Source organism: Herbaspirillum robiniae (genome assembly GCF_002213415.1).
Lineage (GTDB): Bacteria > Pseudomonadota > Gammaproteobacteria > Burkholderiales > Burkholderiaceae_D > Herbaspirillum > Herbaspirillum robiniae.
The window spans coordinates 959,919-982,660 of sequence record NZ_NJGU01000001.1; the positions used below are offsets into that span (position 1 = coordinate 959,919).

The following is a 22,742-nucleotide window of genomic DNA, read 5'->3' on the forward strand; positions in this document are numbered from 1 at the left end:
GCGACCCGGGCCATTTCTCTTTTTCTATCCGCTGATTCCCCTTGCTTTCGCCTGTTCCCGCAGCGGCCCGGGAACAGCCCTCCCCACTAGTTCATCACAAACTCAATCGTCCTCCGCGCCGCCGATGCCCAGTTCCTGGATCTTGCGCGTGATGGTGTTGCGGCCGATGCCCAGGCGCACGGCGGCATCGTTCTTGCGGCCGTGGGTGTGCTTCAGGGCAATCTTGATCAGCGCGGCCTCGAACTGGCGACCGAGGATGTCCATCACCTCGGGCTGCTCCTGCGCCAGCATCTGGGCAGCTTCGGTTTCCAGCAGCGAGATCCAGCTGGCGCCCGCGGCTTCGGCGTAGGCCGCGGCTTGCGCCGGGTCGACCGCGACGGGCGCCGCCGCGATCGATGCCGGCGCCGACAGCGTCTGCGCCGGTTGCGGCGCATGCGCGCGCGCCTCCACCAAGTCTTGCGGCAGGTCCTTGATCTCGACCGTCTGGCCCGGCGCCATCACGGTGATCCAGTTGCACAGGTTTTCCAGCTGGCGCACGTTGCCCGGGAACTCCAGCTGCGACAGGAACTGCATCGCCTGCGGCGACAGGCGCTTGGCTTCCACGCCCAGCTGGCGCGCGCTCTGCGTGAGGAAGTAGCGCGCCAGGATGGGAATGTCTTCGTTGCGCTCGCGCAGGCTGGGCAGGCGCAGGCGGATCACGTTCAGGCGGTGGTACAAGTCTTCGCGGAACAGGCCTTCGCGCACGCGCTGCTCGAGGTTCTGGTGGGTCGCGGCGATCACGCGCACGTTGGCCTTCAACGACTGATGGCCGCCGACGCGGTAGAAGTGGCCGTCCGACAGCACGCGCAGCAGGCGCGTCTGCAGGTCCAGCGGCATGTCGCCGATTTCGTCGAGGAACAGGGTGCCGCCCTCAGCCTGCTCGAAGCGGCCGCGGCGCATCGCCTGCGCGCCGGTGAAGGCGCCGCGCTCGTGGCCGAACAGTTCGGACTCCAGCAGGTCCTTGGGGATCGCCGCCGTGTTCAAGGCCACGAAGGGCTGCGAAGCGCGCGGGCTGTGCTTGTGCAGGGCGCGCGCCACCAGTTCCTTGCCGGAGCCGGACTCGCCGGTGATCAGCACGGTCACGTTGGATTGCGACAGGCGGCCGATGGCGCGGAACACGTCCTGCATCGCCGGCGCCTGGCCGAGGATTTCGGGCGTCTGCGCCGCCGACTGCTCGATGTCGGTTTCGCGCAGGCTCTCGTCGAGCGCGCGGCGGATCAGTTCGACCGCCTTGTCGACGTCGAAAGGCTTGGCCAGATATTCGAAGGCGCCGCCCTGGAAGGCCGACACCGCCGAATCGAGATCCGAGAATGCGGTGATGATGATGACCGGAATGCCGGGGTGCTTGGCCTTGACGGTCTGCAGCAGCTCCAGGCCGGATGCGCCCGGCATGCGGATGTCGGAGACCAGGACTTGCGGCGTGCCCGTCTGCAGGGCGGCCATGGCGTCGCGTGCGCTGGAAAAACTCTGTGTGGCGAGATTCTCCCGGGCCAGGGCCTTCTCGAGGACCCAGCGTATCGATTCGTCGTCGTCAACAATCCAGATTGGCTTCATAAATAACTTCTTCCTGCGTTGGTCATGCTGTTAATGCTCCTGCGGACACGGCGCTTCTGGCGCCCGCCCGCAGCCCCCGATGACGGGCTGCTTTCCGTCATGCCGGCTTTGGCGCGCCGCCTGCGGCCATGGGCTCACGGCAGCGGTATAAGTATTCTGAAATCGGTACATCCCGGCCGGCTGTCGCACTCGATCACGCCCATGTGCTGGTGGACGAAAGTCTGCGCCAGCGTCAGCCCCAGTCCGCTGCCTCCTTCACGTCCGGAAACCAGGGGATAGAAGATGCGCTCCTGGATTTCCGGCGGGATGCCCGGACCGTTGTCGATGATATGCAAGTCTAGTGCCAGCCGGTACCGCACCTTGGACAGCGTCACCTGGCGCGACACGCGCGTGCGCAGGATCAGCTCGCCGTCGCCGGCGCGGATGCGCTCGGCCAGGGCTTGCGCGGCGTTGTGGACGATGTTGAGCACGGCCTGGATCAGCTGCTCCTTGTCGCCGCGGAACTCCGGAATCGACAGGTCGTAGTCGCGCTTGATGGCCAGCCCCTGCGGGAACTCCGCCATGACCAGGCTGCGCACGCGCTCGCACACCTCGTGGATGTTGACGTCGCCCACGATGTGCGGATGGCGGTGCGGCGCCAGCAGGCGGTCCACCAGGGTCTGCAGGCGGTCGGCCTCCTTGATGATGACCTGGGTGTATTCGCGCAGCTCCTTCAGGTGGCGCTCAGGCAGCTCCAGCTCCAGCAGCTGCGCCGCGCCGCGGATGCCGCCCAGCGGATTCTTGATCTCGTGCGCCAGGTTGCGGATGAGCTCCTTGTTGGCCTGGCTCTGGTCGAACATGCGCTCTTCGCGGTCCAGCTTGAGCTGCTGCACGTTCTCGCGCAGCTCCAGCAGCACCGGCATGTCGGGATTGTCGAGCGGCGTGACGATGGTGTGGACCTGCAGCGGCTCGCGGTTGGCGCGCTCCAGCACGAGGTCCAGGCGCTTGTCGGCGAACTGGTGCTCGATGGCCTGGTAGAACAGCGCGGAGAGCTCCTTGCCGTTGAGGAAAAGCTCGGACAGCTTCTGCTGCGAGAGCACCTTGAACGAACTCTCCAGCAGGTTCTCTGCGGCCGCGTTGGCGTACACGATGCCGCCCTGGGCATCGAGAATGATCACCGCCGAGGCCAGCAGGTCGAGGCCGTCCAGCGAGGGGAAATTTGTCTTCATCCGGATATCGTTGACCCTGAAATCGTTGTGGCGCACGGCATCGCCGCCGTCGCCGCGTTTCTTGTTGATCGCATCGCAAAGGCGCCCCTTGCCGGCGTCTTTCGCGAACCTCCGCGCGCATGCCGCGCGCCGGAATTCTTCGGGCCCTTCACTTGCAAATCCTTGCCATTTCACTAGCAAGTTTCGGGCGAGCCCGCATGCGGCCGGTGTTCGCGGCCGGTTCATCGTCAGCGCCTTGTCAGCAGGCGATCAGGGTTGCAACTGCCGCTGCAGCGTCTCGACCCGCAACCGACTTTCTTCCAGCGCCGCCTTCAGCGCATCAGTGCGCGCCTGGTATTTCGCATAGTTGCGCTCGTCGCCGCGACGCTCGGGCTGGCCGCCGTTGTACTCGCGCCGCAGCGCCTCCAGCTTGCCGCGCTCGGTGGCCAGGCGCGCGCGCAAGGCCGCTTGCGCGTCGTCGTCGCCCGGACGCATCGATACGCCCGGCGTCGCCGCGCGGCCCCTGTCGCCGCTGTTGCCGCTGACCGTGCCGACCTGCGCCTGCGCGCCGCGCCGGCAGTCACGGCCGCGCGCATCGTCGCGGTACTCGACGTCGCCGCGGTCGCCGCATACGTACATCTCGGCGGCCGCGGCCGCCGTTGTCACTACTGTGGCCATCGCCGGCAACAGCAGCGCCGGCATCCATACCCTCTTCCAACTCGGCTTCATCGCATCCTCCGGACTGTTTGCCCTCATCAGACAGGACGGCAAGCACTCCGGCGGCGCATAAAGAAAAAGGGGAAGCAAGCTTCCCCTTTTTTTCAGACCCGTGTTCGATTACAGCGAGTAGTACATGTCGAACTCGATCGGGTGCGTGGTCATGCGGAAACGCGTGACTTCCTGCATCTTCAGATCCAGGTAGGCATCGATCATGCTGTCGCTGAACACGCCGCCGCGGGTCAGGAACTCGCGGTCCTTGTCCAGGTGTTCCAGCGCTTCATCCAGCGAGGAGCACACGGTCGGGATCAGCTTGTCTTCTTCCGGCGGCAGGTGGTACAGGTCCTTGGTGGCGGCTTCGCCCGGGTGGATCTTGTTCTGCACGCCGTCCAGACCGGCCATCAGCAGAGCCGAGAAGCACAGGTACGGGTTGGCCAGGGGATCCGGGAAGCGGGTCTCGATACGACGGCCCTTCGGGTTCGCCACGTGCGGAATACGGATCGATGCCGAACGGTTACGGGCCGAGTAGGCCAGCTTGACCGGAGCTTCGAAGCCGGGAACCAGACGCTTGTACGAGTTGGTGCCGGGGTTGGTGATCGCGTTCAGCGCCTTGGCGTGCTTGATGATGCCGCCGATGTAGTACAGCGCGAATTCCGACAGGCCGGCGTAGCCGTCGCCTGCGAACAGGTTCTTGCCGTCCTTCCACACGGATTGGTGCACGTGCATGCCCGAACCGTTGTCGCCGACCAGCGGCTTCGGCATGAAGGTAGCGGTCTTGCCGTAGGTGTGGGCGACGTTCCAGATCACGTACTTCAGGGTCTGGGTCCAGTCGGCGCGCTCGACCAGGGTCGAGAACTTGGTGCCCAGTTCGTTCTGGCCGGCGCCGGCCACTTCGTGGTGGTGCACTTCAACGGGGATGCCCATCGATTCCAGGATCAGGGACATTTCCGAACGCATGTCCTGGAAGCTGTCGACCGGGGGAACCGGGAAGTAGCCGCCCTTGACGGTCGGACGGTGGCCGGAGTTGCCGCCTTCGATCTTGGCGCCGGTGCTCCAGGAAGCTTCTTCGGAGTCGATCTTGACGAAGCAGCCGGACATGTCAGCGCCCCAGCGCACGCCGTCGAAGATGAAGAATTCGGGTTCCGGGCCGAAGTAGGCGGTGTCGCCCAGGCCGGAGGACTTCAGGTAGGCTTCAGCGCGCTTGGCGATGGAACGCGGGTCGCGGTCGTAGCCCTTGCCGTCGGCCGGTTCGATCACGTCACACTGCATGAACAGTGTGGTTTCTTCCATGAACGGGTCGATGTTGGCGGTGTTCGGGTCCGGGATCAGCAGCATGTCGGAGGCTTCGATACCCTTCCAGCCTGCGATCGACGAACCGTCGAAGGCGTGACCGGATTCGAACTTGTCGATGTCGAAATGCGAAACAGGCACGGAAACGTGCTGTTCCTTGCCACGGGTGTCAGCGAAACGGAAGTCAACAAACTTGACTTCGTTGTCCTTCACCATCTTCAAAACCTCTGCGGCCGTCCTTGCCATGCGAATCTCCTAAAACGAGGAAGTAGTATAAATTTGGATGTTGAGCCGTTTTCTGCGACTGGATCTTTGCATTTGATACAACGGTCTTGCGCCGAACTCAGTCGCGGATGATAGCAGATTCCATGCCACCAACCTTTCAGGGGCGGCAATAATGGAATATTTTAGGGAGCGCAGGGCTGGACGGCCGTTCCCTTCAGTGCATGGGCACGAAATAGATGCATTATTTTAGTGCATTTTTATGCATTTGCACCAATATTGATCTTTTTAAGTGCAAGACCGGATATTGAGCACTTTATTGGTGCAAAACAGGCTTTTTGCTTCCCGGATGCGCCAAAATGAGCTTCCCATTTCGGCCAACCCGTTTCACATTTATATTGTTTAGCCATTTCCAAGAAACGGCCTGACGGCCACCGACAATTCAGCGAGCACTTCATGACCCCAGAACAGATCCTCTCGACGGCAACCGCGCGCGGCCAGGATGGCCAGCTTCCCTATCGCGGTGCAGTCACGCCCCAGGAAGCCTATGACCTGATCCAGGGCAATCCGTCCGTCAAACTGGTCGATGTGCGGACCAAGGCCGAACGCGACTGGGTGGGATCGGTGCAGATCCCGTCCGGCCAGCACCTGTTCGTGCAATGGAACCTGTATCCGGAGGGCAAGCCCAATGCCCAGTTCCTCGACCAGCTCAAGGAAGCGGCCGGCCCGGATGAAGTGCTGCTGTTCCTGTGCCGCTCCGGCGTGCGCTCCAAGAACGCCGCCAAGCTGGCGACCGAAAACGGCTACGGCAACTGCTTCGACATCGTCGAAGGCTTTGAAGGCAACAAGGATGCCGCCGGCCACCGCAAGACCGTGGAAGGCTGGTGCAAGGCCGGCTTGCCGTGGGTAGGCGCCTGAAGACGCAAAGCTGTCGCCGCCGCAATGACGAAAGCCCGGAATCGCTTCCGGGCTTTATTTTTTATACCGTTCTTGTCGGCCCGGCGACATTGCCGGCGTCGGGATCAGTCCGCCAATGCGGCCTCCAGCGCCGCGATCAGCTCGCCGACCGCAGCCGCGCCCGCGGCGCCGTTGCGCACCGCGTCCTCGATGCGCTCCAGCGCGGCGACCATGGGCGCGCGGTTCATCGTCAGCGCCGCCCCTTTCATGCGGTGCGCCAGCCTCGCCACGGCCTGGGCATCGGACTTCGCGTGCGCGGCCAGCATGGCCTGCAGGTCCTGGCGCGACGTGGTCTTGAACAGCGCCTCCAGGTCCACCGCTCCGGCGTCGGGCGCGGCGACGGCGGTCGCCGCGCCGCTGTCGGCGTCATAGTCGCACCACAGCGCGAGCATCTTCTTGAATTCCTCGATCGGCAAGGGCTTGCCGAGAATGCCGTCCATCCCGCTGTCCAGGCATAGCTGCACATGCGCGGCGTCCGCTTCGGCCGAGATGCCGATGAGCGGCGTGTAGCCGTCGTCGGTCCCCTCGCCTTCCCGTTCGCGCACCAGGCGGGCAACCTCGTAGCCGTTCATGTCCGGCATGTAGCAGTCCAGCAGCACCAGGTCGTACCGCCTGGACTGATTTCGGGGGAAAGAGACATGTCTGTTCGCGCCATACCGCCACACCACCTGCCAAGCGTTCTACGCGCCTGCCTGACGGCGGCCGCGCTCGGTTCCCTGTCGCTGGCCGCGCATGCCAGCGGCATGCTGCCCGAGACCTCGGTGGTCATCGTCAACGAGGCCGACGGCGAGGCCAGCATGAACGTCAAGAACACCGACCCCGCCGCCACGCTGCTGTACACCTCGATCCAGAACCTGCCCGAAGACAAGGAGCCGCTGCTGGTCGTCTCGCCGCCGGTGGCGCGCGTGGAGCCGGACCAGACGCAGCTGGTGCGCTTCATCCTGCAACTGAAGGAGCCGCTGAAGACGCAGCGCCTCAAGCGCGTGATCTTCGAAGGCATCCCGCAAAAGGGGCCGGAAGGCGGGGTCAAGGTGACCATGAACGTGCGCCAGAACCTGCCGCTGATCATCCATCCCAAGAACCTGGCGGTGAACCGTGAACCCTGGAAGCTGCTGAGCTGGGCCATCGACGGCGACAAGCTGGTGCTCAGGAACGACAGCGCCTACGTGGTGCGCTTCGCCCAGGCGGTCGCGCTGCTGCCGGTCAACGCCGAAGTCGACATGGGCCGCACCTACATCCTCCCCGGCGAGAAACTGATCTCGCCGATCAAGGGCAATGCCGCCGGCGCGACCACGGTCCGCATGTCGCCGGCCACGGTCTACGGTTTCTCCGTGGACAACTTCGACGCTCCGCTCGGCAAGCCCTGACGGGTGGCCAGGCTGCGCCATCGATCCGCCTTGCGCGGCGTGCAACGCAAGCCCGCTGGCGCGCATGCGCGTCGGTCCTTGCGCGCGGCTCCGGCAGTCTCGACAACCTCGGCGGTGCCTGCGCGCCTGAGCGCCGGCGCGCGGCTGTTGCTGCTGGCACTCGGGGGATGCCTGTCCATCGCTTCGCCGTCCCGCGCCCAGGCGCCGGCGGGCTTCGACCTCGACGTACTGCGCGAACGCGGCATTGATCCGTCGATCGCCGAATACTTCAAGGACGCGGCCCGCTTCCGCCCCGGCGTGAACGTGATCACCCTGTTCGTCAACGACCAGCCGCGCGGCCGCGTCGAAGCCCGCTTCGACGACAAGGGCGAACTCTGCTTCGACCAGAACCTGCTCGACAAGGGCGGCCTGAAGACGCCCGACAAGATCAGCGCCGTCGCCGCCGTCGCGCCCACCTCCGCCGCCGCTGCCGCCGCGGGACAGTGCTACGACTTCAAGGCCAGCTATCCGCAGACCGCCATCGAGCTGCGCCCGGGCAAGGAGGAAGTGGCGCTGGTGGTGCCCACCGACTCGCTGCGGCCCAACGAAAGCGAATTCTCCGGCTACAGCACCGGCGGCACCGCGGCGCTGGCCAACTACGACATCGTCACGTCGCGCAGCCAGTTCGGCAACAGCTCAAGCAACTTCCTCAGCGCCAACGTCGAATACGGTTTCAACACCGGCGACTGGATCGTGCGCGGCCGCGAGATGTACTCGCGCCAGGACAACGCCTCGCAGCGCCAGCACCTCTACGCCTACGCGCAGCACACGCTGGTGGACTACCGCTCCATCTTCCAGGGCGGGCAGATCAACATCCTCAACACGGCCTTCGCCGCCGGCCCGATCACCGGCATGCAGCTGGTGCCGGAAACCTCGCTGTCGGCCAACAAACTCAATAACGTAATGGTGGAAGGCATCGCCCAGACCCAGGCGCGGGTGGAGGTGCGGCAGAACAATGCGCTGATCTATTCCACCGTGGTGCCCGGCGGGCCGTTCTCGCTGAGCGACCTGCCCCTGCTCAACGCCACCAGCGACCTCGAGGTCACGGTGACCGAGGCCAACGGCGCGCAGCGCCGCTTCACGGTGCCGGCGGCCTCGCTGCATGGCGGCAATCTCGGCATGCAGCGCGGTTACTCGCTGGCCATCGGCAAGCTGCGCTCGCTGGGCAACTCCACCGGCCGCCAGCCATGGCTGGCCACCGCCGCAGGCGGCTGGCCGTTGGGCAGGAACAGCACGCTGTCGGCCGGCCTGATGGCCGCCACCGGCTACCAGGCCGCCAGCTGGGGCGTGGACACCCGCGTGGCCGACACCAACCTGAGCTTGCAGCAGCGCCTCTCGCGCGCCGCTGCGGACGCCGAGCGCGGCACGCAACTCTCGCTGGCCGCCAGCAGCATCCTCGCCGAGAGCCTGTCGCTGGGGGTGTCCACCACCCAGCAGACGCTGGGCTACCGCGACCTGAGCGACACCACCATCAGCCAACAGAAGCAGCTCAATGAACAGCTGCTGCTCGATCCCACCCAGGCGCCCACCCAGCAATACGCGCGCTACCGCGCGCAGTATTCGGCGTCGCTGAGCTGGAACAACGCGCTGCTGGGCGGCTTCAACGCCTCCTACTCCCGCTCCACCCAGTTCTACGGTCCGTCGACGCAACGCCTGATGCTGGCATGGGGACGCAGCTTCGATTTCGGCACCGTCAACTTCAACGTCGAACACCAGTTGGGCGGCACCAGCAACCAGGGCGGCGGCTCCACCGGCGCCGCCAATGCCTTCTACCTGACCGTCAGCATCCCGCTGGGCAAACGCAGCGTGCGCAGCTACGTCAACAACAGCAGCGGATACCAGCGGGTGGGCGCGTCCTACAACGAACAGTTCAACGACTACGTCAACTACACCGTCGCCGCCGAACGCAGCCAGCAGACCAAGGACACCGACCTGTCGACCCAGGTCTCGATGCTGCCGCGCTATGCGCAGCTCAACCTCGGCTATGCGCGCTACGGCTCGGGCAGCACGTCCTACAACGGCGGCCTGCGCGGCGGCATGGTGCTGCACGAGGGCGGCCTGACCTTGTCGCCCTATGCGGTGCAGGACACCTTCGGCATCGTCCGGGTCGGCGACGTTTCCGGCGTCAAGGTCGGCACCCCTTACGGCCCGGTCTGGACCGACTGGAAGGGCCAGGCGGTGATCGCGCAGCTGCCGCCCTACGCCAGCAGCCGGCTCGAGATCGCCACCAAGAGCCTGCCGCGCAACGTCGACATCAAGAACGGGCTGAAGCTGCTCGACGCCGGCCGCGGTTCGGTCAACCGGGTCGACTTCGAAGTGCTGCGCGTACGCCGCATCATGCTCGGCGCAAAATTCCCGGACGGCATGCCGCTGCCCAAGGGCGGAATCGTGCTCGACGCCGGCAACCAGTTCGTCACCACCGTGGTGGACGACGGCCAGGTGTTCCTGCTCAACGGCACGCCGACAGGTCCGCTGCGCGTGATACTGCCGGACGAACGCAGCTGCACGCTGCAATACGCCCTGCCGGCCAAGCCCGACCCCGCGATGTTCTACGAGGCGGCCGACGCGGTCTGCCGTCCCGAAATGCAAGCGCACGCGAAAGGAAGCCCCCATGCGCCGACCTGATCTCCTTGTGCTCCCTGTGCTCCCTGTGCTCCTTGCGGCGGCCACACTGCTGCTCGCCTCCACGGCCCATGCCGCCGACAACTGCCAGATGCAGATCAGCAATGCCGCCGTCGACTATGGCGCCACCACCCGCGCCGAGTTGCTGCGCAAGCAGGTGTCGCCGTTGATGATGAGCCTGGGCAAGCAGACCGTGACGCTCAGCGCCACCTGCAGGATACCCACGCTGATGACGCTGTTCTTCCGCGGCGCCACCGCCGACGGCGACGCCTACAAGCTGGGCAGCGGCGGCAGCTTCACGCTGCGCGTGCTCAATGCGCGGCTGGACGGCCGTGCGGTCGGGCTGGGCAGCGTCCGCGTCGCGGGCCAGGCGCCGGAAACCAAGGCCGATGCGCTGTCCTTGCCACCCAACATCGGCGCAGTGCCGATCGTCGACGACGTGCCGGTGAAAGGCAGTACCCTGCAGTTGCAGGTGGAGATAGATGCCGCCATCTCGACCACCGGCAGCCGGATCGCCGACCGTACGGTTTTCCGCGGCGCGGGCAATTTCGAGCTGCTCGAAAACTGACATTTCACTGACTGCCACAGCCGTTTTTTTCCGCCGCATTTTTCCTCCGCGTTGTGCCAACCGGAAGCCGGCCGCCGGCGTTATACCGACAGCGCCGGCTGCCGCATCGCATTACATTTTCTTACAGCCCGCGCCCTGGCCTTTCTTCATACTGGCCCGATCGATTCCGATGTCGAGATTCCGAACAACAGCCGAGGCTCATCCATGCGCCCGTTTCGCCAGACCAACCGCTTGTTCGCCGTGGCGCTGCTCGTTTGCGGCATCGCCAGCGCGCACGCCGCCGGCCCCGCCCCCGAAGCCGGACTGTCGCCGCAGGAGCGTGCGCTGCACGTACTGAACCGGCTCGCCTACGGCCCCCGCCCGGGCGATCTTGAGCAGGTCGAGAACATGGGCGTCAAGCGCTACATCGACCAGCAGCTGCATCCCGAACGCATCCCCCTGCCGCCCGATCTGCAGGCGCGCCTGGCGGCCCTGCCGGCGCTGCAGATGACGCCGTCGCAACTGTTCGTGGACTACGGCCCGCCCTCCTTCGACAAGGACGCCAGCAAGGAAGAAAAGCAGGCAGCGCGCCAGCGCGCGCCGCGCGAGCTGACGCCCCAGTTCCACCAGGCGCGGCTGCTGCAGGCCACCGAGAGTCCGCGCCAGCTGGAAGAGGTGATGACCGAATTCTGGGCCAACCATTTCAACGTCTTCGAAGGCAAGGAGTGGGTGCGCTACTGGGTTGGCGACTATGAAAAGAACGCCATACGTCCCTACGCGCTCGGCAATTTCCGTGATCTGCTGGGCGCCGTGGCCCACCATCCGGCGATGCTTTATTACCTCGACAACTGGCTCTCCAGCGGCGCCGGCACGCCGGGCGCGCGCGGCCGCTTCAAGGGGCTCAACGAGAACTACGCGCGCGAGCTGATGGAGCTGCATACGCTGGGTGTGGACGGCGGCTACCAGCAGGCCGACGTGATCGTGCTGGCGCGCATCCTCTCCGGCTGGACCATCGACGTGAACGCCATGAAGGCCGGCGCCGCGCCCTTCTCCTTCAACGCGCGGCGCCATGATGCGGCGCCCAAGCTGTTCCTCGGCAAGCCGCTGGCGGCAAGCGGTTATCAGGAAGGCGAAGCCGCGCTCGACATCCTCGCCGCCCATCCCTCGACGGCGCGCTTTATCTCCACCCAGCTGGCGCAATACTTCGTCGCCGACAAACCCGATCCGGCGCTGGTGCAAAAGCTGGCGCAGACCTTCATGAGCACGCGCGGCGACATCCGCGCGGTGTTGCAGGCGCTGTTCGACAGCCCGCAGTTCTGGGCGCGCGCCAACTACCAGGCGCAGTTCAAGACGCCCTACCAGTTCGTCGTCTCGTCGCTGCGCGCGACGGCCACGCCGGTGAACAATCCCAGGCCGGTCAACGGCGCGCTGGCGCAGTTCGGCATGCCGCTGTACGGCTGGCTGACGCCGGAAGGCTACAAGTATTCGGAAGAGGCCTGGCTCAATCCCGACGCCTTGCTGCGCAGGATCAATTTCGCCGGCGGCCTGGTCAACGGCAAGTCGCCCATCGCGCGCGCCGAAGGCGATCCGCCGCCCGCCAATGCCGATGCGCGGCCGGCCGATCCGCAACAGTTGCTGGCCACGCTGGGGCCGGCCATCACGCCGCAGGCCATCGCCAAGATCCAGGCTGCGCCCGCCAATCTCCAGGCCGGCCTGATCCTGGGCAGCCCCGACTTCATGAAACGCTGAGGACTCCATGAACCGCCGCGACTTCATCCGCTATCTCGGCGCCGCAGGCAGCGGTGCCATCCTGGTGCCGGTCGGCCTGTCCGGCTGCGCGGTCGTGCCCACCGGCGACAAGAGCATCAGCCGCGCCGCGTCGTCCGCCGGGCCGGCCAAGGTGGCCTACGGCTCCCCCAGGGCGCGCCCGCATGCCGACGGCGACGGCGCCCCGCGCATGGTGGTGGTGTTCCTGCGCGGCGCGGTCGACGGCCTGAACGTGGTGGTGCCGCACGGCGATCCCGAGTACTACCGCGCGCGCCCGACCATCGCCGTGGCGCGCCCCGGCCAGGCCAACGGCGCCATCGACCTGACCGGCTACTTCGGCCTGCATCCGGCGCTGCAAGCGCTGATGCCGTACTGGGAGGCCGGCCAGCTCGCCTTCGTGCACGCCTCGGGTTCGCCCGACGCCTCGCGCTCGCACTTCGAGGCGCAGGACTACATGGAGACCGGCACGCCCGGCCAACACAACACGCGCGACGGCTGGATGAACCGCCTGATAGCTTACCTGCCGCCGTCGGAGTCGCCGCTACAGGCACTGACCGTGGGCGACTCCACGCCGCGCATCATGAGCGGCAAGAACGTGGTGGCCAACCTGCAGACCGGGCGCGCCGCCGCCCGTCCCAGCATGATCGACCAGCCGCGCGTGATGCAGGCCTATGCGCCGCTGTACAGCGGCGACGATCCGGTGGCCCGGGCCTATCGCGACGGCATCGCCGCGCGCCGCGAGCTGATGGCCGAGATCAACAGCCAGGAGCAGCAGATGGCCAACAACGGCGCACCGCTGCCCAACGGCCTGTCGATCGACACCGCGCGCCTGGGGCGACTGATGCGCAACGACCCGCGCATCCGCTTGTCCTTCCTCGCGGTAGGCGGCTGGGACACCCACATCAACCAGGGCAACGGCGCCGGCCAGCTGGCGGGCCGCCTCGCGCCGCTGGCCAACGGCCTGGCGACGCTGGCGCGCGAACTGGGCCCGGCCTTCAACGACACCGTGATCGTGGCGGTCTCGGAGTTCGGCCGCACCTTCCGCGAGAACGGCAACGGCGGCACCGACCACGGCCATGGCAACGCCATGTGGCTGATGGGCGGCAACCTGCGCGGCGGCAAGATCTACGGCCAGTGGCCGGGGCTGAATCAGGGCGCGCTCAACGAAGGACGCGACCTGGCCATCACCACCGATTTCCGTGCCGTGATGTCTTGCGTCGCGGAGCGGCATATGCGCATCCGCGACCAGGAGCTGGAGAAGATCTTCCCGCAGTTCGCGGGCGGCATGCGCGGCGTGCCCGATCTGTTCGTCTGAGCCGGCATAAAAAAGCGCCGCATGAAGCGGCGCCAATCTTCCCTCTTGCTGCCCCAAGATGCTTGATCAGGCGGCCTGATATGGCGCCGGCGCAGCGCCGCCCGTCACCGCCACGGCGCGCGCTTCAGACATATGCATGGCCATCGCGCCAGCCTCGGCCTGCTCATCGACGCGAAACACCGACACCGCCTCCATCAGCTTGCGCGCCTGTTCCTCCAGCGCCCGCGCCGAGGCCGCGGCCTCCTCCACCAGCGCCGCGTTGCGCTGGGTCATCTCGTCCATCTGCGACACCGCCTGGTTGATCTCGCCGATGCCGGTATTTTGCTCGTCGGAGGCGCTTGAGATTTCGCCGACGATGGAAGTGACCCGGTGGATCGACTCCATCACGTCGGTCATCGTGGTGCCGGCGCGCGAGACCAGCTTGACGCCGTCCTCCACCCGCGCCATCGAGTTCTCGATGAGTTCCTTGATCTCCTTGGACGCGGCGGCGCTGCGCTGCGCCAGGTTGCGCACCTCGCTGGCCACCACCGCAAAGCCGCGCCCCTGCTCGCCCGCGCGCGCCGCTTCCACGGCGGCATTGAGGGCGAGGATGTTGGTCTGGAAGGCGATGCCTTCGATGGTGGAGATGATGTCGAACATCTTCTTGGACTCGTCGCTGATGCCATGCATGGTCTGCACCACGTCGCCTACCGCCTGGTTGCCGCGGGTGGCGGTGTCGGAAGCCTCCGAGGCCAGCTTGGCGGCATGGCGCGCGTTGTCGCTGTTCTGGCGCACGGCCTCGGTGAGCCGGTCAAGGCTGGTGGCGGTCTGCTGCAGCGAAGACGCCTGGCTCTCGGTGCGCTGCGACAGGTCGGCGTTGCCGCGCGCGATCTCCGATGAGGCCTCGGCGACGAACCCGCTGCCGTTGCGGATGCCGCTGACGATCGCGGCAAGTTGTCCCTGCATGTGCTTCATGCCGTGCATCATGCTGCTGTTGTCGCGACGGCGCAGCAGGATGGGCTCGGTCAGGTTGCCGGCCGCGACTTCGCGCGTGATCGACGCCATCGCCTCGGGCTCGCCGCCGATGGGCCGGATGACCAGCTTGTCCAGCACCGCCGCCAGCACCAGGGAAATCAGCAACGCGCTCGCCAGCCCCAGGCCGATGGCGATATTGCGCAGCATCGTCACTTCGGCCAGCACGCGGCTTTCCGGCACCACCACGCTGAACATCCAGGGCGCGGCGGTATCGCCGACCTTCAGCGGAATGTAGATGCGCATGACGTTCTCTTTCAGGCGCTGGCTGTAGCTGGTCTCGCGCCATTCCTTGCCGGCCTTGATCGCCGCCATCGCGTCCGTGCTCAGGCGCTTGGCGCCGTCCTGCCCGACCAGCTTGGGATCGGCGTCGGCGATGTACACGCCCTTGGCGGAGAACAGGCTGGCATAGCCGTCGTCATACGGATGGATCTGGCTGACGTGCTGCTGGAACTTGTCGGTCGCGATATCGACCCCGACCACGCCGGCGAACTTGCCGTGTATCTTCATCGGCACCACCAGGCTGGTGAGCAAGGTGTCCTTGCCGCCCACCTTGTACGACTGCGGCTCCATGACCGTTTCCTTGCCGCTGCGCTTGGGCAGCAGATAGTAGTCGCCGACGCCTTCGGTCTCGTACTTGCCCAGAGGCTGCACCTGGATCTTGCCGGCGCCGCGGTTCCAGTACGGAATGTAGCGGCCGGTGTCGTCGTGGCCGGGCTTGCCGACGAATTCCGCGTCGCGACCATCGAAGGCGTTGGGCTCCCAACCGGTCCAGATGCCGAGGAAGTCCGGGCTGCCGTCCATGATGCCCTTCATCATTTCGTCGGCCGTCGCGCGGCTGGCAAGACCCGCGGCCTTCATCCCCTGCAGCGACTGCGCCATGGTGCGCGCGGCGCCCAGGGCGTCGTTCATCTGCCGCGAGACGGTATCGGCCTCGTGGCGGGCCAGCTGTTCGGCGTATTTCTGCGCGACATCGCGCTGGAACGCGCCGGCCCGATGGGTCAGCACGGAGATGGTGATCGCAAAGCCCAGCAGGACGACGCCGACGACGATCATCAGCATCCTGGTACGCAAACTCATTTTGACTCCCATACATCCCCCCGGAAGCATGCAGAAACACAAATGAAGCGAATGGAATGTCCGGTGCGACCCGCAAGGTCTCCCGCGCCGTCATGGGAGGGGCGCACCGAACGGCAGGAAAAGCCGTTCCTGCAGATAGTAGTAACGATGAGCTGCGGCAAAGAGCCGAAAAAGACGGGCTAAAACCCGGATGTTTACATGGTGAACAAAGCTTTCCACGGCGCAACACCGCGGCAATCGCGAGTTGAAAAACGCCTCCGCGTCGCAGCCCGCAACGGCTTGCCGCATCCGGCACAGGTGGGCGCACGAGCTTGCGACGCACACAAAAAAGCCGCTGCAGGCAGCGGCTTGTCACCGGGAGGCGCCGGCCTTATTCGGCCTCGACGATCCACGCCGCCTGGATGGCTTCCAGGATGCGCTCGCCGGAGCGGTTGGGGTCATCGTCGAATCCGTCCAGCTCCATCACCCAGCGATGCAGGTCGGTGAAGCGGATGGTCTTGGGGTCGATGTTGGGAAACCGGTCGTACAGTTCCTCGGCGATCAGCTGGGTATCGGTCCATTTCATGGCGGCTCCTTTCGGTGCTGGCACGTCCCTCCCCGGCAGGGAGGATCAGTGGTTTTCGGAAGCGTGGTTGATCGTGTACTTCGGGATCTCGACGGTCAGGTCGTCTTCGCCCAGCACTACCTGGCACGACAGGCGCGAGGTCGCTTCCAGGCCCCAGGCCATGTCCAGCAGGTCTTCTTCCTTGTCGGTCGGTTCGTTGAGCGTGTTGAAGCCTTCGCGGATCACCACGTGGCAGGTGGTACAGGCGCAGGACTTCTCGCAGGCGTGCTCGATGTCGACGTCGCTGTCGAGCATGGCGTCGCACAGGGTCTTGCCGGACGGCGCGTCGATCACGGCGCCTTCGGGGCACAGGACCGGATGGGGGAGGATGACGATCTGAGGCATAGGTTGCTTTCGGTAATTCCGGTGATTCGATTCGGTAGATGCGGTCAGGCGACTTCGTCGAGCTTCTTGCCCGCCAGCGCCGCATGCACGCTGCGGTCCATGCGGCGCGCGGCGAATTCTTCGGTGCCGTGCGCCAGCGCATCGACTGCGGCCTTGATGACCAGGTGGTCGTCGCCCTTGGCCGCGGCTTCCACTGCCCCCAGTTGCTGCTCGATGGCGGCGCGTTCGTCCGCCGACAGCAGCGCGGCATCGGCCTGCAGCGCCGAGCGCGTGGCCAGCACGATGCGCTCGGCCTCGACCTGCTCTTCGCGCAGGGCGCGGCGTTGCATGTCTTCATCGGCCGAGGAGAAAGACTCCTGCAGCATGCGCGCGATCTCGTCGTCGCCCAGGCCGTAGGACGGCTTGACGCTGATCGAGGCTTCCACGCCGGAGGTCATCTCGCGCGCCGACACCGCCAGCAGGCCGTCGGCGTCGACCTGGTAGGTCACGCGGATGCGCGCCGCGCCCGCCGCCATCGGCGGGATGCCGCGCAGCTCGAAGCGCGCCAGCGAACGGCAATCGGCCACCAGCTCGCGCTCGCCCTGCACCACGTGGATCGCCATCGCGGTCTGGCCGTCCTTGAAGGTGGTGAACTCCTGCGCGCGCGCGCTGGGGATGGTGGTGTTGCGCGGGATGACCTTCTCGGCCAGGCCGCCCATGGTCTCGATGCCCAGCGACAGCGGGATCACGTCCAGCAGCAGCCAGTCGTCGCCCGGCGCGCGGTTGCCGGCCAGCAGGTTGGCCTGCACGGCGGCCCCCAGCGCGACCACCTTGTCGGGGTCGATGTTGGACAGCGGGTTGGTCTTGAAGAACTCGCCCACCGCGCGGCGGATATGCGGCATGCGGGTGGCGCCGCCGACCAGCACCACGCCGTCGATGTCTTCCACGGTCAGGGCGGCGTCGCGCAGCGCCTTGCGCACCGGCGTCATGGTCTTGGCCACCAGGTGCTTGGTGATCTCGCCGAACTCGGCGGAGCTGATGACCAGATGCACTTCTTCGCCCGACTTCAGCTGCGCGTCGATGCGCACTTCATCCTTGGTCGACAGCAGTTCCTTGACTTCGCGCGCCTTGACCATCAGCAAGCGCGTGTCTTCGTCCGACAGCGGCTGCAGCTGGGCTTCCTGGCTGATCCAGCAGAACAGGCGATGGTCGAAGTCGTCGCCGCCCAGGGCCGAGTCGCCGCCGGTGGAGAGCACCTCGAACACGCCGCGCGTGAGCTTGAGGATGGAAATGTCGAAGGTGCCGCCGCCCAGGTCGTAGACCGCGAAGACACCTTCCGAATTGTTGTCCAGGCCGTAGGCGATGGCCGCGGCGGTGGGTTCGTTGAGCAGGCGCAGCACGTTGATGCCGGCCAGTTGCGCGGCGTCCTTGGTGGCCTGGCGCTGGGCATCGTCGAAATAGGCGGGCACGGTGATCACGGCGCCGACCAGGTCGTCGCCCAGCGCATCCTCTGCGGTCTGGCGCAGCGTGGCCAGGATCTGGGCCGACACCTCCACCGGGCTCTTCACGCCGGCCACGGTCTTGATCTGCACCATGCCCGGCGCATCCTGGAAGTCGTAGGGCATGTTCTCGGCGTGGGCGATGTCCTTCAGCCCGCGGCCCATGAAGCGCTTGACCGAGATGATGGTGTTGCGCGGATCGGTGGTCTGCGCGGCCTGGGCCTTGTAGCCGATGTTGGCGTGGCCGTTGGGCAGGTAGCGCACCACCGACGGCAACAGCACGCGGCCATCGTCGTCGGCCAGCACTTCGGGAATGCTGTTGCGCACGGTGGCCACCAGCGAGTTGGTGGTGCCGAGGTCGATGCCCACGGCGAGGCGCCGCTGGTGCGGCGCGGTCGACATGCCCGGTTCGGAAATCTGGAGTAAGGCCATAGGTCTTTTGCTGGTCGTTATTCGGGTAAAGCCATCCGCACGCCGAGGCCGATGAAGGCGCAGCCTGCCAGGCGGTTCAGATGGACGGAAGCGGAAGCGCGGCGGCGGAAGTACGCCCCGACCGCGCCGGAAAACAGCGCGATGGCGCTGAAGATGGCGAAGGCCTGGAGGATGAACACCAGCGCCAGGATCAGCATCTGCACCGGCACGTGGCCGGCTTCGGGATGCACGAACTGCGGCAGGAAGGCGATGAAGAACAGCGTCACCTTGGGGTTGAGCATGTTGGCCAGCACGCTTTGCCAGTAGATGCGCTTCAAGGGCACGCCGGGATTGTCTTCGCCGGCGGCCAGGGCGATGCCGGCCGAGGCCGAGCGCAGGGTGCGGTAGCCGAGGTAGGCCAGATAGGCCGCGCCGGCGTACTGCAGCGCGTGATAGGCCGGCGGATAGGCCTTGATCAGCGCGGCGAAGCCCAGCACCGCCAGCAGCGTGTGGAAGATCAATCCGGAAGAGAAACCGGCTGCGGCCACCAGCCCGGCCTTGCGGCCCTGGGAAATGCCGCGCGTGAGCACGTAGATGTTGTCAGGCCCGGGCGCAAGCGTCAGGGTCATGGCGGCCAGCAGGAACAGGAAGATGTCGGGCATGTCGTCGCCTTGGTCGTGTCTTCGTTCAGCCTTCGATCAGGGCAAAGGCGTCGCCGATCTCGGCGCCGAACTTGTCGAGGAACATCAGCTGGCGCACCAGCTGCCCCGCCTGGGCGTAATCGCCGGCGTCGAGCTGCGCCTCGATGCGGGCGATCTCGGCCTTCTTTTCGGCCAGCAATTCGCCGTTGAGCCGCTCCAGCGCATCCAGGTCGCGGCCGGCCTTGGCATCGTCGAGCGTCTCGCGCCACTCCATCTGCTGCATCAGGAAGCCCGGCGCCATGGCGGTGTTCGACTCGGTCTGCAGGTCCACGCCGTTGAGCTCGCACAGGTAGCGCGCGCGACGCAACGGGCTTTTCAGCGTCTGGTAGGCCTCGTTGGCGCGCGTGGCCCATTGCATCGCGACGCGCTTCTCGGCGTCGCTGGCGTGGGCGAACTTGTCCGGGTGCGCCTGGCCTTGCACGCGATGGTAGGCCTGCTCCAGCGCCTTGGTGTCGATGGCGAAGCGTTGCGGCAGCTGGAACAGGTCGAAATGGTTTTGCATGGCTGAAAAATAAAAAGCCTGTCGGACTTCAACAGGCTTGGCACATCAACGACTGCGAGGAATGCTGGAGACTCTTTTCACCATCTGCCGCGCATCGCTGGCGGCACATCGAACGGTGCGATCACAGGGCTCTCACAGGATTCGGCTAAGCACTGGCCGCGGGCGATGTCATGCCGCGCGGCGGGAATTTCACTCTCAGATGCGGAAGCTTTCGCCGCAGCCGCATTCGTCCTTGACGTTGGGGTTCTGGAACTTGAAACCCTCGTTCAAGCCTTCGCGGGCGAAGTCCAGCTCGGTGCCGTCGATGTAAGGCAGGCTCTTGGGATCGACAAAGACGCGCACGCCGTGCGACTCGAAGACGGTGTCTTCGTCGACCTGCTCATCCACATACTCCAGCTTGTACGCCAGGCCGGAACAGCCGGTGGTGCGCACGCCCAGGCGCAGGCCGATGCCCTTGCCGCGGCGCTCCATGTAACGGCTGATGTGTTTTGCTGCCTTCTCTGTCAATGTGATTGCCATGATGCCTGCCTTGCTGCTGTCAAAAACGGCTTGCGCCGACTGCCATGCGCCTGAACGAATCAGGCGGCCGCCTTCTGCTCGGCGCCGTGCTTGGCCTTGTAGTCTTGCACCGCGGCCTTGATGGCGTCTTCCGCCAGGATCGAGCAGTGGATCTTCACCGGCGGCAGCGCCAGTTCTTCGGCGATCTGGGTGTTCTTGATGGACAGCGCTTCGTCCAGCGTCTTGCCCTTGACCCACTCGGTCACCAGCGACGAGGAAGCGATCGCCGAACCGCAGCCGTAGGTCTTGAACTTGGCGTCCTGGATCACGCCGTCGGCGCCGACCTTGATCTGCAGCTTCATCACGTCGCCGCAGGCAGGCGCGCCGACCATGCCGGTGCCGACGGTCTCGTCGCCCTTTTCAAAGGCGCCGACGTTGCGCGGGTTCTCGTAGTGGTCGAGTACTTTTTCCGAATAAGACATGTTCTTGCTCCTTGATGATTTTCACCGCAACCAGCTTGGTTCCTGATGCGTGCTGGCGGCGGCTGGCAGAGTTCTGGTTAGTGTGCCGCCCACTGGATCGTGGAAAGGTCGACGCCGTCCTTGTACATGTCCCACAGCGGGGACAGTTCACGCAGCTTGCCGACCTTGCTCTTGATCAGGTTGACGGTGAAATCAATATCTTCCTCGGTCGTGAAGCGGCCGATGGTGAAACGGATGGAGCTGTGCGCCAGCTCGTCGCTGCGGCCCAGTGCGCGCAGCACGTAGGACGGCTCCAGGCTGGCCGAGGTGCAGGCCGAACCGGAGGACACCGCGATGTCCTTGATGGCCATGATCAGCGACTCGCCTTCGACGTAGTTGAAGCTCACGTTCAGGTTGTGCGGCACACGGTGCTCCATGTCGCCGTTGACGTAGGTTTCTTCGATCTCTTGCAAGCCCTTGGCCAGACGATCGCGCATGGCGCGGATGTGGCTCAGCTCGCTGTCCATTTCTTCGCGGGCCAGGCGGAAGGCCTCGCCCATGCCGACGATCTGGTGCGTGGCCAGGGTGCCCGAGCGCAGGCCGCGCTCATGGCCGCCGCCGTGCATCTGCGCTTCGATACGCACGCGCGGCTTGCGGCGCACATACAGCGCGCCGATGCCCTTGGGGCCGTAGGACTTGTGGGCCGAGAAGCTCATCAGGTCGACCTTCCAGTTTTCCAGGTCGATCTTGACCTTGCCGGTTGCCTGGGCGGCGTCGCTGTGGAAGATGATGCCCTTGGAGCGGCAGAATTCGCCGATTTCCGGCACCGGCTGGATCACGCCGATCTCGTTGTTGACCAGCATCACCGACACCAGGATGGTGTCCGGACGCACGGCGGCGGCGATCTGCTCGACGGTCACCAGGCCGTTGTCCTGCGGCTGCAGGTAGGTGGCTTCGAAGCCCACGCGCTCCAGCTCGCGGAAGGTGTCCAGCACGGCCTTGTGCTCGGTCTTGACCGTGATGATGTGCTTGCCACGGGTCTTGTAGAACTGCGCCGCGCCCTTGATGGCGAGGTTGTTGCTCTCGGTGGCGCCGGAGGTCCAGATGATCTCGCGCGAATCGGCGTTGACCAGCTTGGCGACTTCCTCGCGCGCCTCTTCGACCGCCTTTTCCGCGGACCAGCCATACATGTGGCTGCGCGAGGCCGGATTGCCGAACTGCTCGCGCAGGTAGGGAATCATCTTGTCGGCCACGCGCGGATCGACCGGGGTGGTCGCCGAGTAGTCCATGTAGATCGGGAAGTGCGGAGCCTTGATGGTCTCCAGCAGGCTTTTTTCGAGAGGTGCGTTCATGTCAGTTCTTGCTCCAAATCAGGCTGCGGCTTGCGGGCGGTGCATCACCACCACGCTCTGCTTGTCGGCGGCGCGATGCTCCGCCGGCTTGTGTTCCTTCTGCTGGTCGACCAGATCCTGCAGCGAAACCGAATCCAGGTACTCGACCATTTTTTCGTTCAGGGTCGACCACAGGTCGTGCGTCATACAGCGCGTGCCGCCGGGGTGGGACGCGCTGTGGCAATTTTCCTTGCCGCCGCACTGGGTCGCATCGAGAGGTTCATCCACTGCGATGATGATGTCGGCCACCGACACATCCGCCGCCTTGCGGGCGAGGTTGTAACCGCCGCCGGGGCCCCTCACGGACTCGACGATCTGGTGGCGACGCAGCTTGCCGAACAACTGCTCCAGATATGATAAAGAAATTTCCTGGCGCTCGCTGATCGCGGACAGCGTGACGGGACCGTTGCCCTGGCGCAAAGCCAGGTCGATCATCGCAGTCACGGCAAAACGGCCTTTGGTGGTTAGACGCATGAAATTCCCTGCTCTAGAAACAAGTTGATCTTGATTCCCTGAATTCCCGAATATTTGAGTCAAGTATATCAAACCCGAGTAATTCTGTCAGGTACCAAATTGGGGCGGATCTGGGAATTCAAGGAGCCCCTCCCCCGCCAACCGGGACGACAGAATCGAAATC

At 65.5% G+C, this 22,742-nt stretch carries 21 protein-coding genes; 6 read left to right on the forward strand and 15 right to left on the reverse strand.

The features are described from left to right. Nucleotides 1-102: 102 nt before the first annotated feature. From ntrC to glnA, 4 genes are all read right to left on the reverse strand, one after another. Nucleotides 103-1,593, reverse strand: coding sequence for a nitrogen regulation protein NR(I) (gene ntrC / locus CEJ42_RS04255; RefSeq protein WP_079215586.1), 1,491 nt, complete (start codon nt 1,591-1,593; stop codon nt 103-105). Between the two features lie 134 nt (nt 1,594-1,727). Next, nucleotides 1,728-2,801 carry a nitrogen regulation protein NR(II) gene (glnL, locus tag CEJ42_RS04260; RefSeq protein ID WP_088750228.1) on the reverse strand — a complete coding sequence of 358 codons (1,074 nt, stop codon included), beginning with the start codon at nt 2,799-2,801 and terminating at the stop codon, nt 1,728-1,730. A 249-nt stretch (nt 2,802-3,050) separates the two neighbouring features. After that, nucleotides 3,051-3,509 (reverse strand): hypothetical protein, encoded by a 459-nt coding sequence (locus tag CEJ42_RS04265; RefSeq protein ID WP_129587667.1) that lies wholly within the window; start codon nt 3,507-3,509, stop codon nt 3,051-3,053. Nucleotides 3,510-3,617: 108 nt separating this feature from the next. Then, nucleotides 3,618-5,033: a type I glutamate--ammonia ligase gene (glnA, locus tag CEJ42_RS04270; RefSeq protein WP_079215588.1), complete on the reverse strand. Its 1,416-nt coding sequence runs from the start codon at nt 5,031-5,033 to the stop codon at nt 3,618-3,620. Nucleotides 5,034-5,465: 432 nt separating this feature from the next. Here glnA and CEJ42_RS04275 point away from each other — a divergent pair, with 432 nt between their 5' ends. Continuing rightward, nucleotides 5,466-5,927: a rhodanese-like domain-containing protein gene (locus CEJ42_RS04275; RefSeq protein ID WP_088750105.1), complete on the forward strand. Its 462-nt coding sequence runs from the start codon at nt 5,466-5,468 to the stop codon at nt 5,925-5,927. 104 nt (nt 5,928-6,031) lie between these two features. Here the strand turns inward: CEJ42_RS04275 and CEJ42_RS04280 are convergent, their stop codons facing one another. Further along, the gene (locus CEJ42_RS04280) at nt 6,032-6,634 is read right to left on the reverse strand and encodes a response regulator (protein WP_338064246.1); all 603 of its coding nucleotides are present in this window, start codon (nt 6,632-6,634) and stop codon (nt 6,032-6,034) included. On the opposite strand from CEJ42_RS04280, the gene CEJ42_RS04285 reads away from it, so the two are divergent. The 5 genes from CEJ42_RS04285 to CEJ42_RS04305 all read left to right on the forward strand — a co-directional run bounded on the left by CEJ42_RS04285 (nt 6,605) and on the right by CEJ42_RS04305 (nt 13,623). Further along, complete coding sequence (locus CEJ42_RS04285) at nt 6,605-7,333, forward strand: fimbria/pilus chaperone family protein (protein WP_088750106.1); 729 nt, start codon at nt 6,605-6,607, stop codon at nt 7,331-7,333. The two genes, CEJ42_RS04280 and CEJ42_RS04285, sit on opposite strands and share 30 nt — an antisense overlap. A 147-nt stretch (nt 7,334-7,480) precedes the next feature. Then, complete coding sequence (locus CEJ42_RS04290) at nt 7,481-9,997, forward strand: fimbria/pilus outer membrane usher protein (RefSeq protein WP_243397772.1); 2,517 nt, start codon at nt 7,481-7,483, stop codon at nt 9,995-9,997. An 88-nt stretch (nt 9,998-10,085) separates the two neighbouring features. Continuing rightward, on the forward strand, nt 10,086-10,562 hold the full coding sequence (locus tag CEJ42_RS04295) for a hypothetical protein (protein ID WP_129587668.1): 477 nt from the start codon (nt 10,086-10,088) through the stop codon (nt 10,560-10,562). A gap of 204 nt (nt 10,563-10,766) precedes the next feature. After that, the gene (locus CEJ42_RS04300) at nt 10,767-12,290 is read left to right on the forward strand and encodes a DUF1800 domain-containing protein (protein ID WP_088750108.1); all 1,524 of its coding nucleotides are present in this window, start codon (nt 10,767-10,769) and stop codon (nt 12,288-12,290) included. A gap of 7 nt (nt 12,291-12,297) precedes the next feature. Then, nucleotides 12,298-13,623, forward strand: a complete 1,326-nt coding sequence (locus CEJ42_RS04305; protein ID WP_088750109.1) for a DUF1501 domain-containing protein — start codon at nt 12,298-12,300, stop codon at nt 13,621-13,623. Between the two features lie 66 nt (nt 13,624-13,689). Here CEJ42_RS04305 and CEJ42_RS25360 read toward each other — a convergent pair whose 3' ends face one another. The 10 genes from CEJ42_RS25360 to iscR form a co-directional block, all read right to left on the reverse strand. Further along, complete coding sequence (locus tag CEJ42_RS25360; protein WP_165774381.1) at nt 13,690-15,714, reverse strand: methyl-accepting chemotaxis protein; 2,025 nt, start codon at nt 15,712-15,714, stop codon at nt 13,690-13,692. A 370-nt stretch (nt 15,715-16,084) separates the two neighbouring features. Next, nucleotides 16,085-16,279 carry a Fe-S cluster assembly protein IscX gene (gene iscX / locus CEJ42_RS04315; protein ID WP_079215600.1) on the reverse strand — a complete coding sequence of 65 codons (195 nt, stop codon included), beginning with the start codon at nt 16,277-16,279 and terminating at the stop codon, nt 16,085-16,087. A 45-nt stretch (nt 16,280-16,324) separates the two neighbouring features. Beyond that, nucleotides 16,325-16,663, reverse strand: a complete 339-nt coding sequence (gene fdx / locus CEJ42_RS04320) for an ISC system 2Fe-2S type ferredoxin (protein WP_079215601.1) — start codon at nt 16,661-16,663, stop codon at nt 16,325-16,327. 44 nt (nt 16,664-16,707) lie between these two features. Then, complete coding sequence (hscA, locus tag CEJ42_RS04325) at nt 16,708-18,573, reverse strand: Fe-S protein assembly chaperone HscA (RefSeq protein WP_088750111.1); 1,866 nt, start codon at nt 18,571-18,573, stop codon at nt 16,708-16,710. A 17-nt stretch (nt 18,574-18,590) separates the two neighbouring features. Then, entirely contained in the window at nt 18,591-19,214 is a 624-nt protein-coding gene (locus tag CEJ42_RS04330) for a LysE family translocator (protein WP_079215603.1), read from the reverse strand. 25 nt (nt 19,215-19,239) lie between these two features. Then, nucleotides 19,240-19,755 carry a Fe-S protein assembly co-chaperone HscB gene (gene hscB / locus CEJ42_RS04335; protein WP_088750112.1) on the reverse strand — a complete coding sequence of 172 codons (516 nt, stop codon included), beginning with the start codon at nt 19,753-19,755 and terminating at the stop codon, nt 19,240-19,242. A 195-nt stretch (nt 19,756-19,950) separates the two neighbouring features. Then, entirely contained in the window at nt 19,951-20,274 is a 324-nt protein-coding gene (gene iscA / locus CEJ42_RS04340) for an iron-sulfur cluster assembly protein IscA (RefSeq protein ID WP_079215605.1), read from the reverse strand. Nucleotides 20,275-20,333: 59 nt separating this feature from the next. Continuing rightward, nucleotides 20,334-20,735, reverse strand: a complete 402-nt coding sequence (iscU, locus tag CEJ42_RS04345) for a Fe-S cluster assembly scaffold IscU (RefSeq protein WP_079215606.1) — start codon at nt 20,733-20,735, stop codon at nt 20,334-20,336. 77 nt (nt 20,736-20,812) lie between these two features. Continuing rightward, nucleotides 20,813-22,066 (reverse strand): IscS subfamily cysteine desulfurase, encoded by a 1,254-nt coding sequence (locus tag CEJ42_RS04350; protein WP_079215607.1) that lies wholly within the window; start codon nt 22,064-22,066, stop codon nt 20,813-20,815. Nucleotides 22,067-22,084: 18 nt separating this feature from the next. Next, nucleotides 22,085-22,579: a Fe-S cluster assembly transcriptional regulator IscR gene (iscR, locus tag CEJ42_RS04355; protein ID WP_079215608.1), complete on the reverse strand. Its 495-nt coding sequence runs from the start codon at nt 22,577-22,579 to the stop codon at nt 22,085-22,087. Between the last annotated feature and the right edge of the window lie 163 nt (nt 22,580-22,742).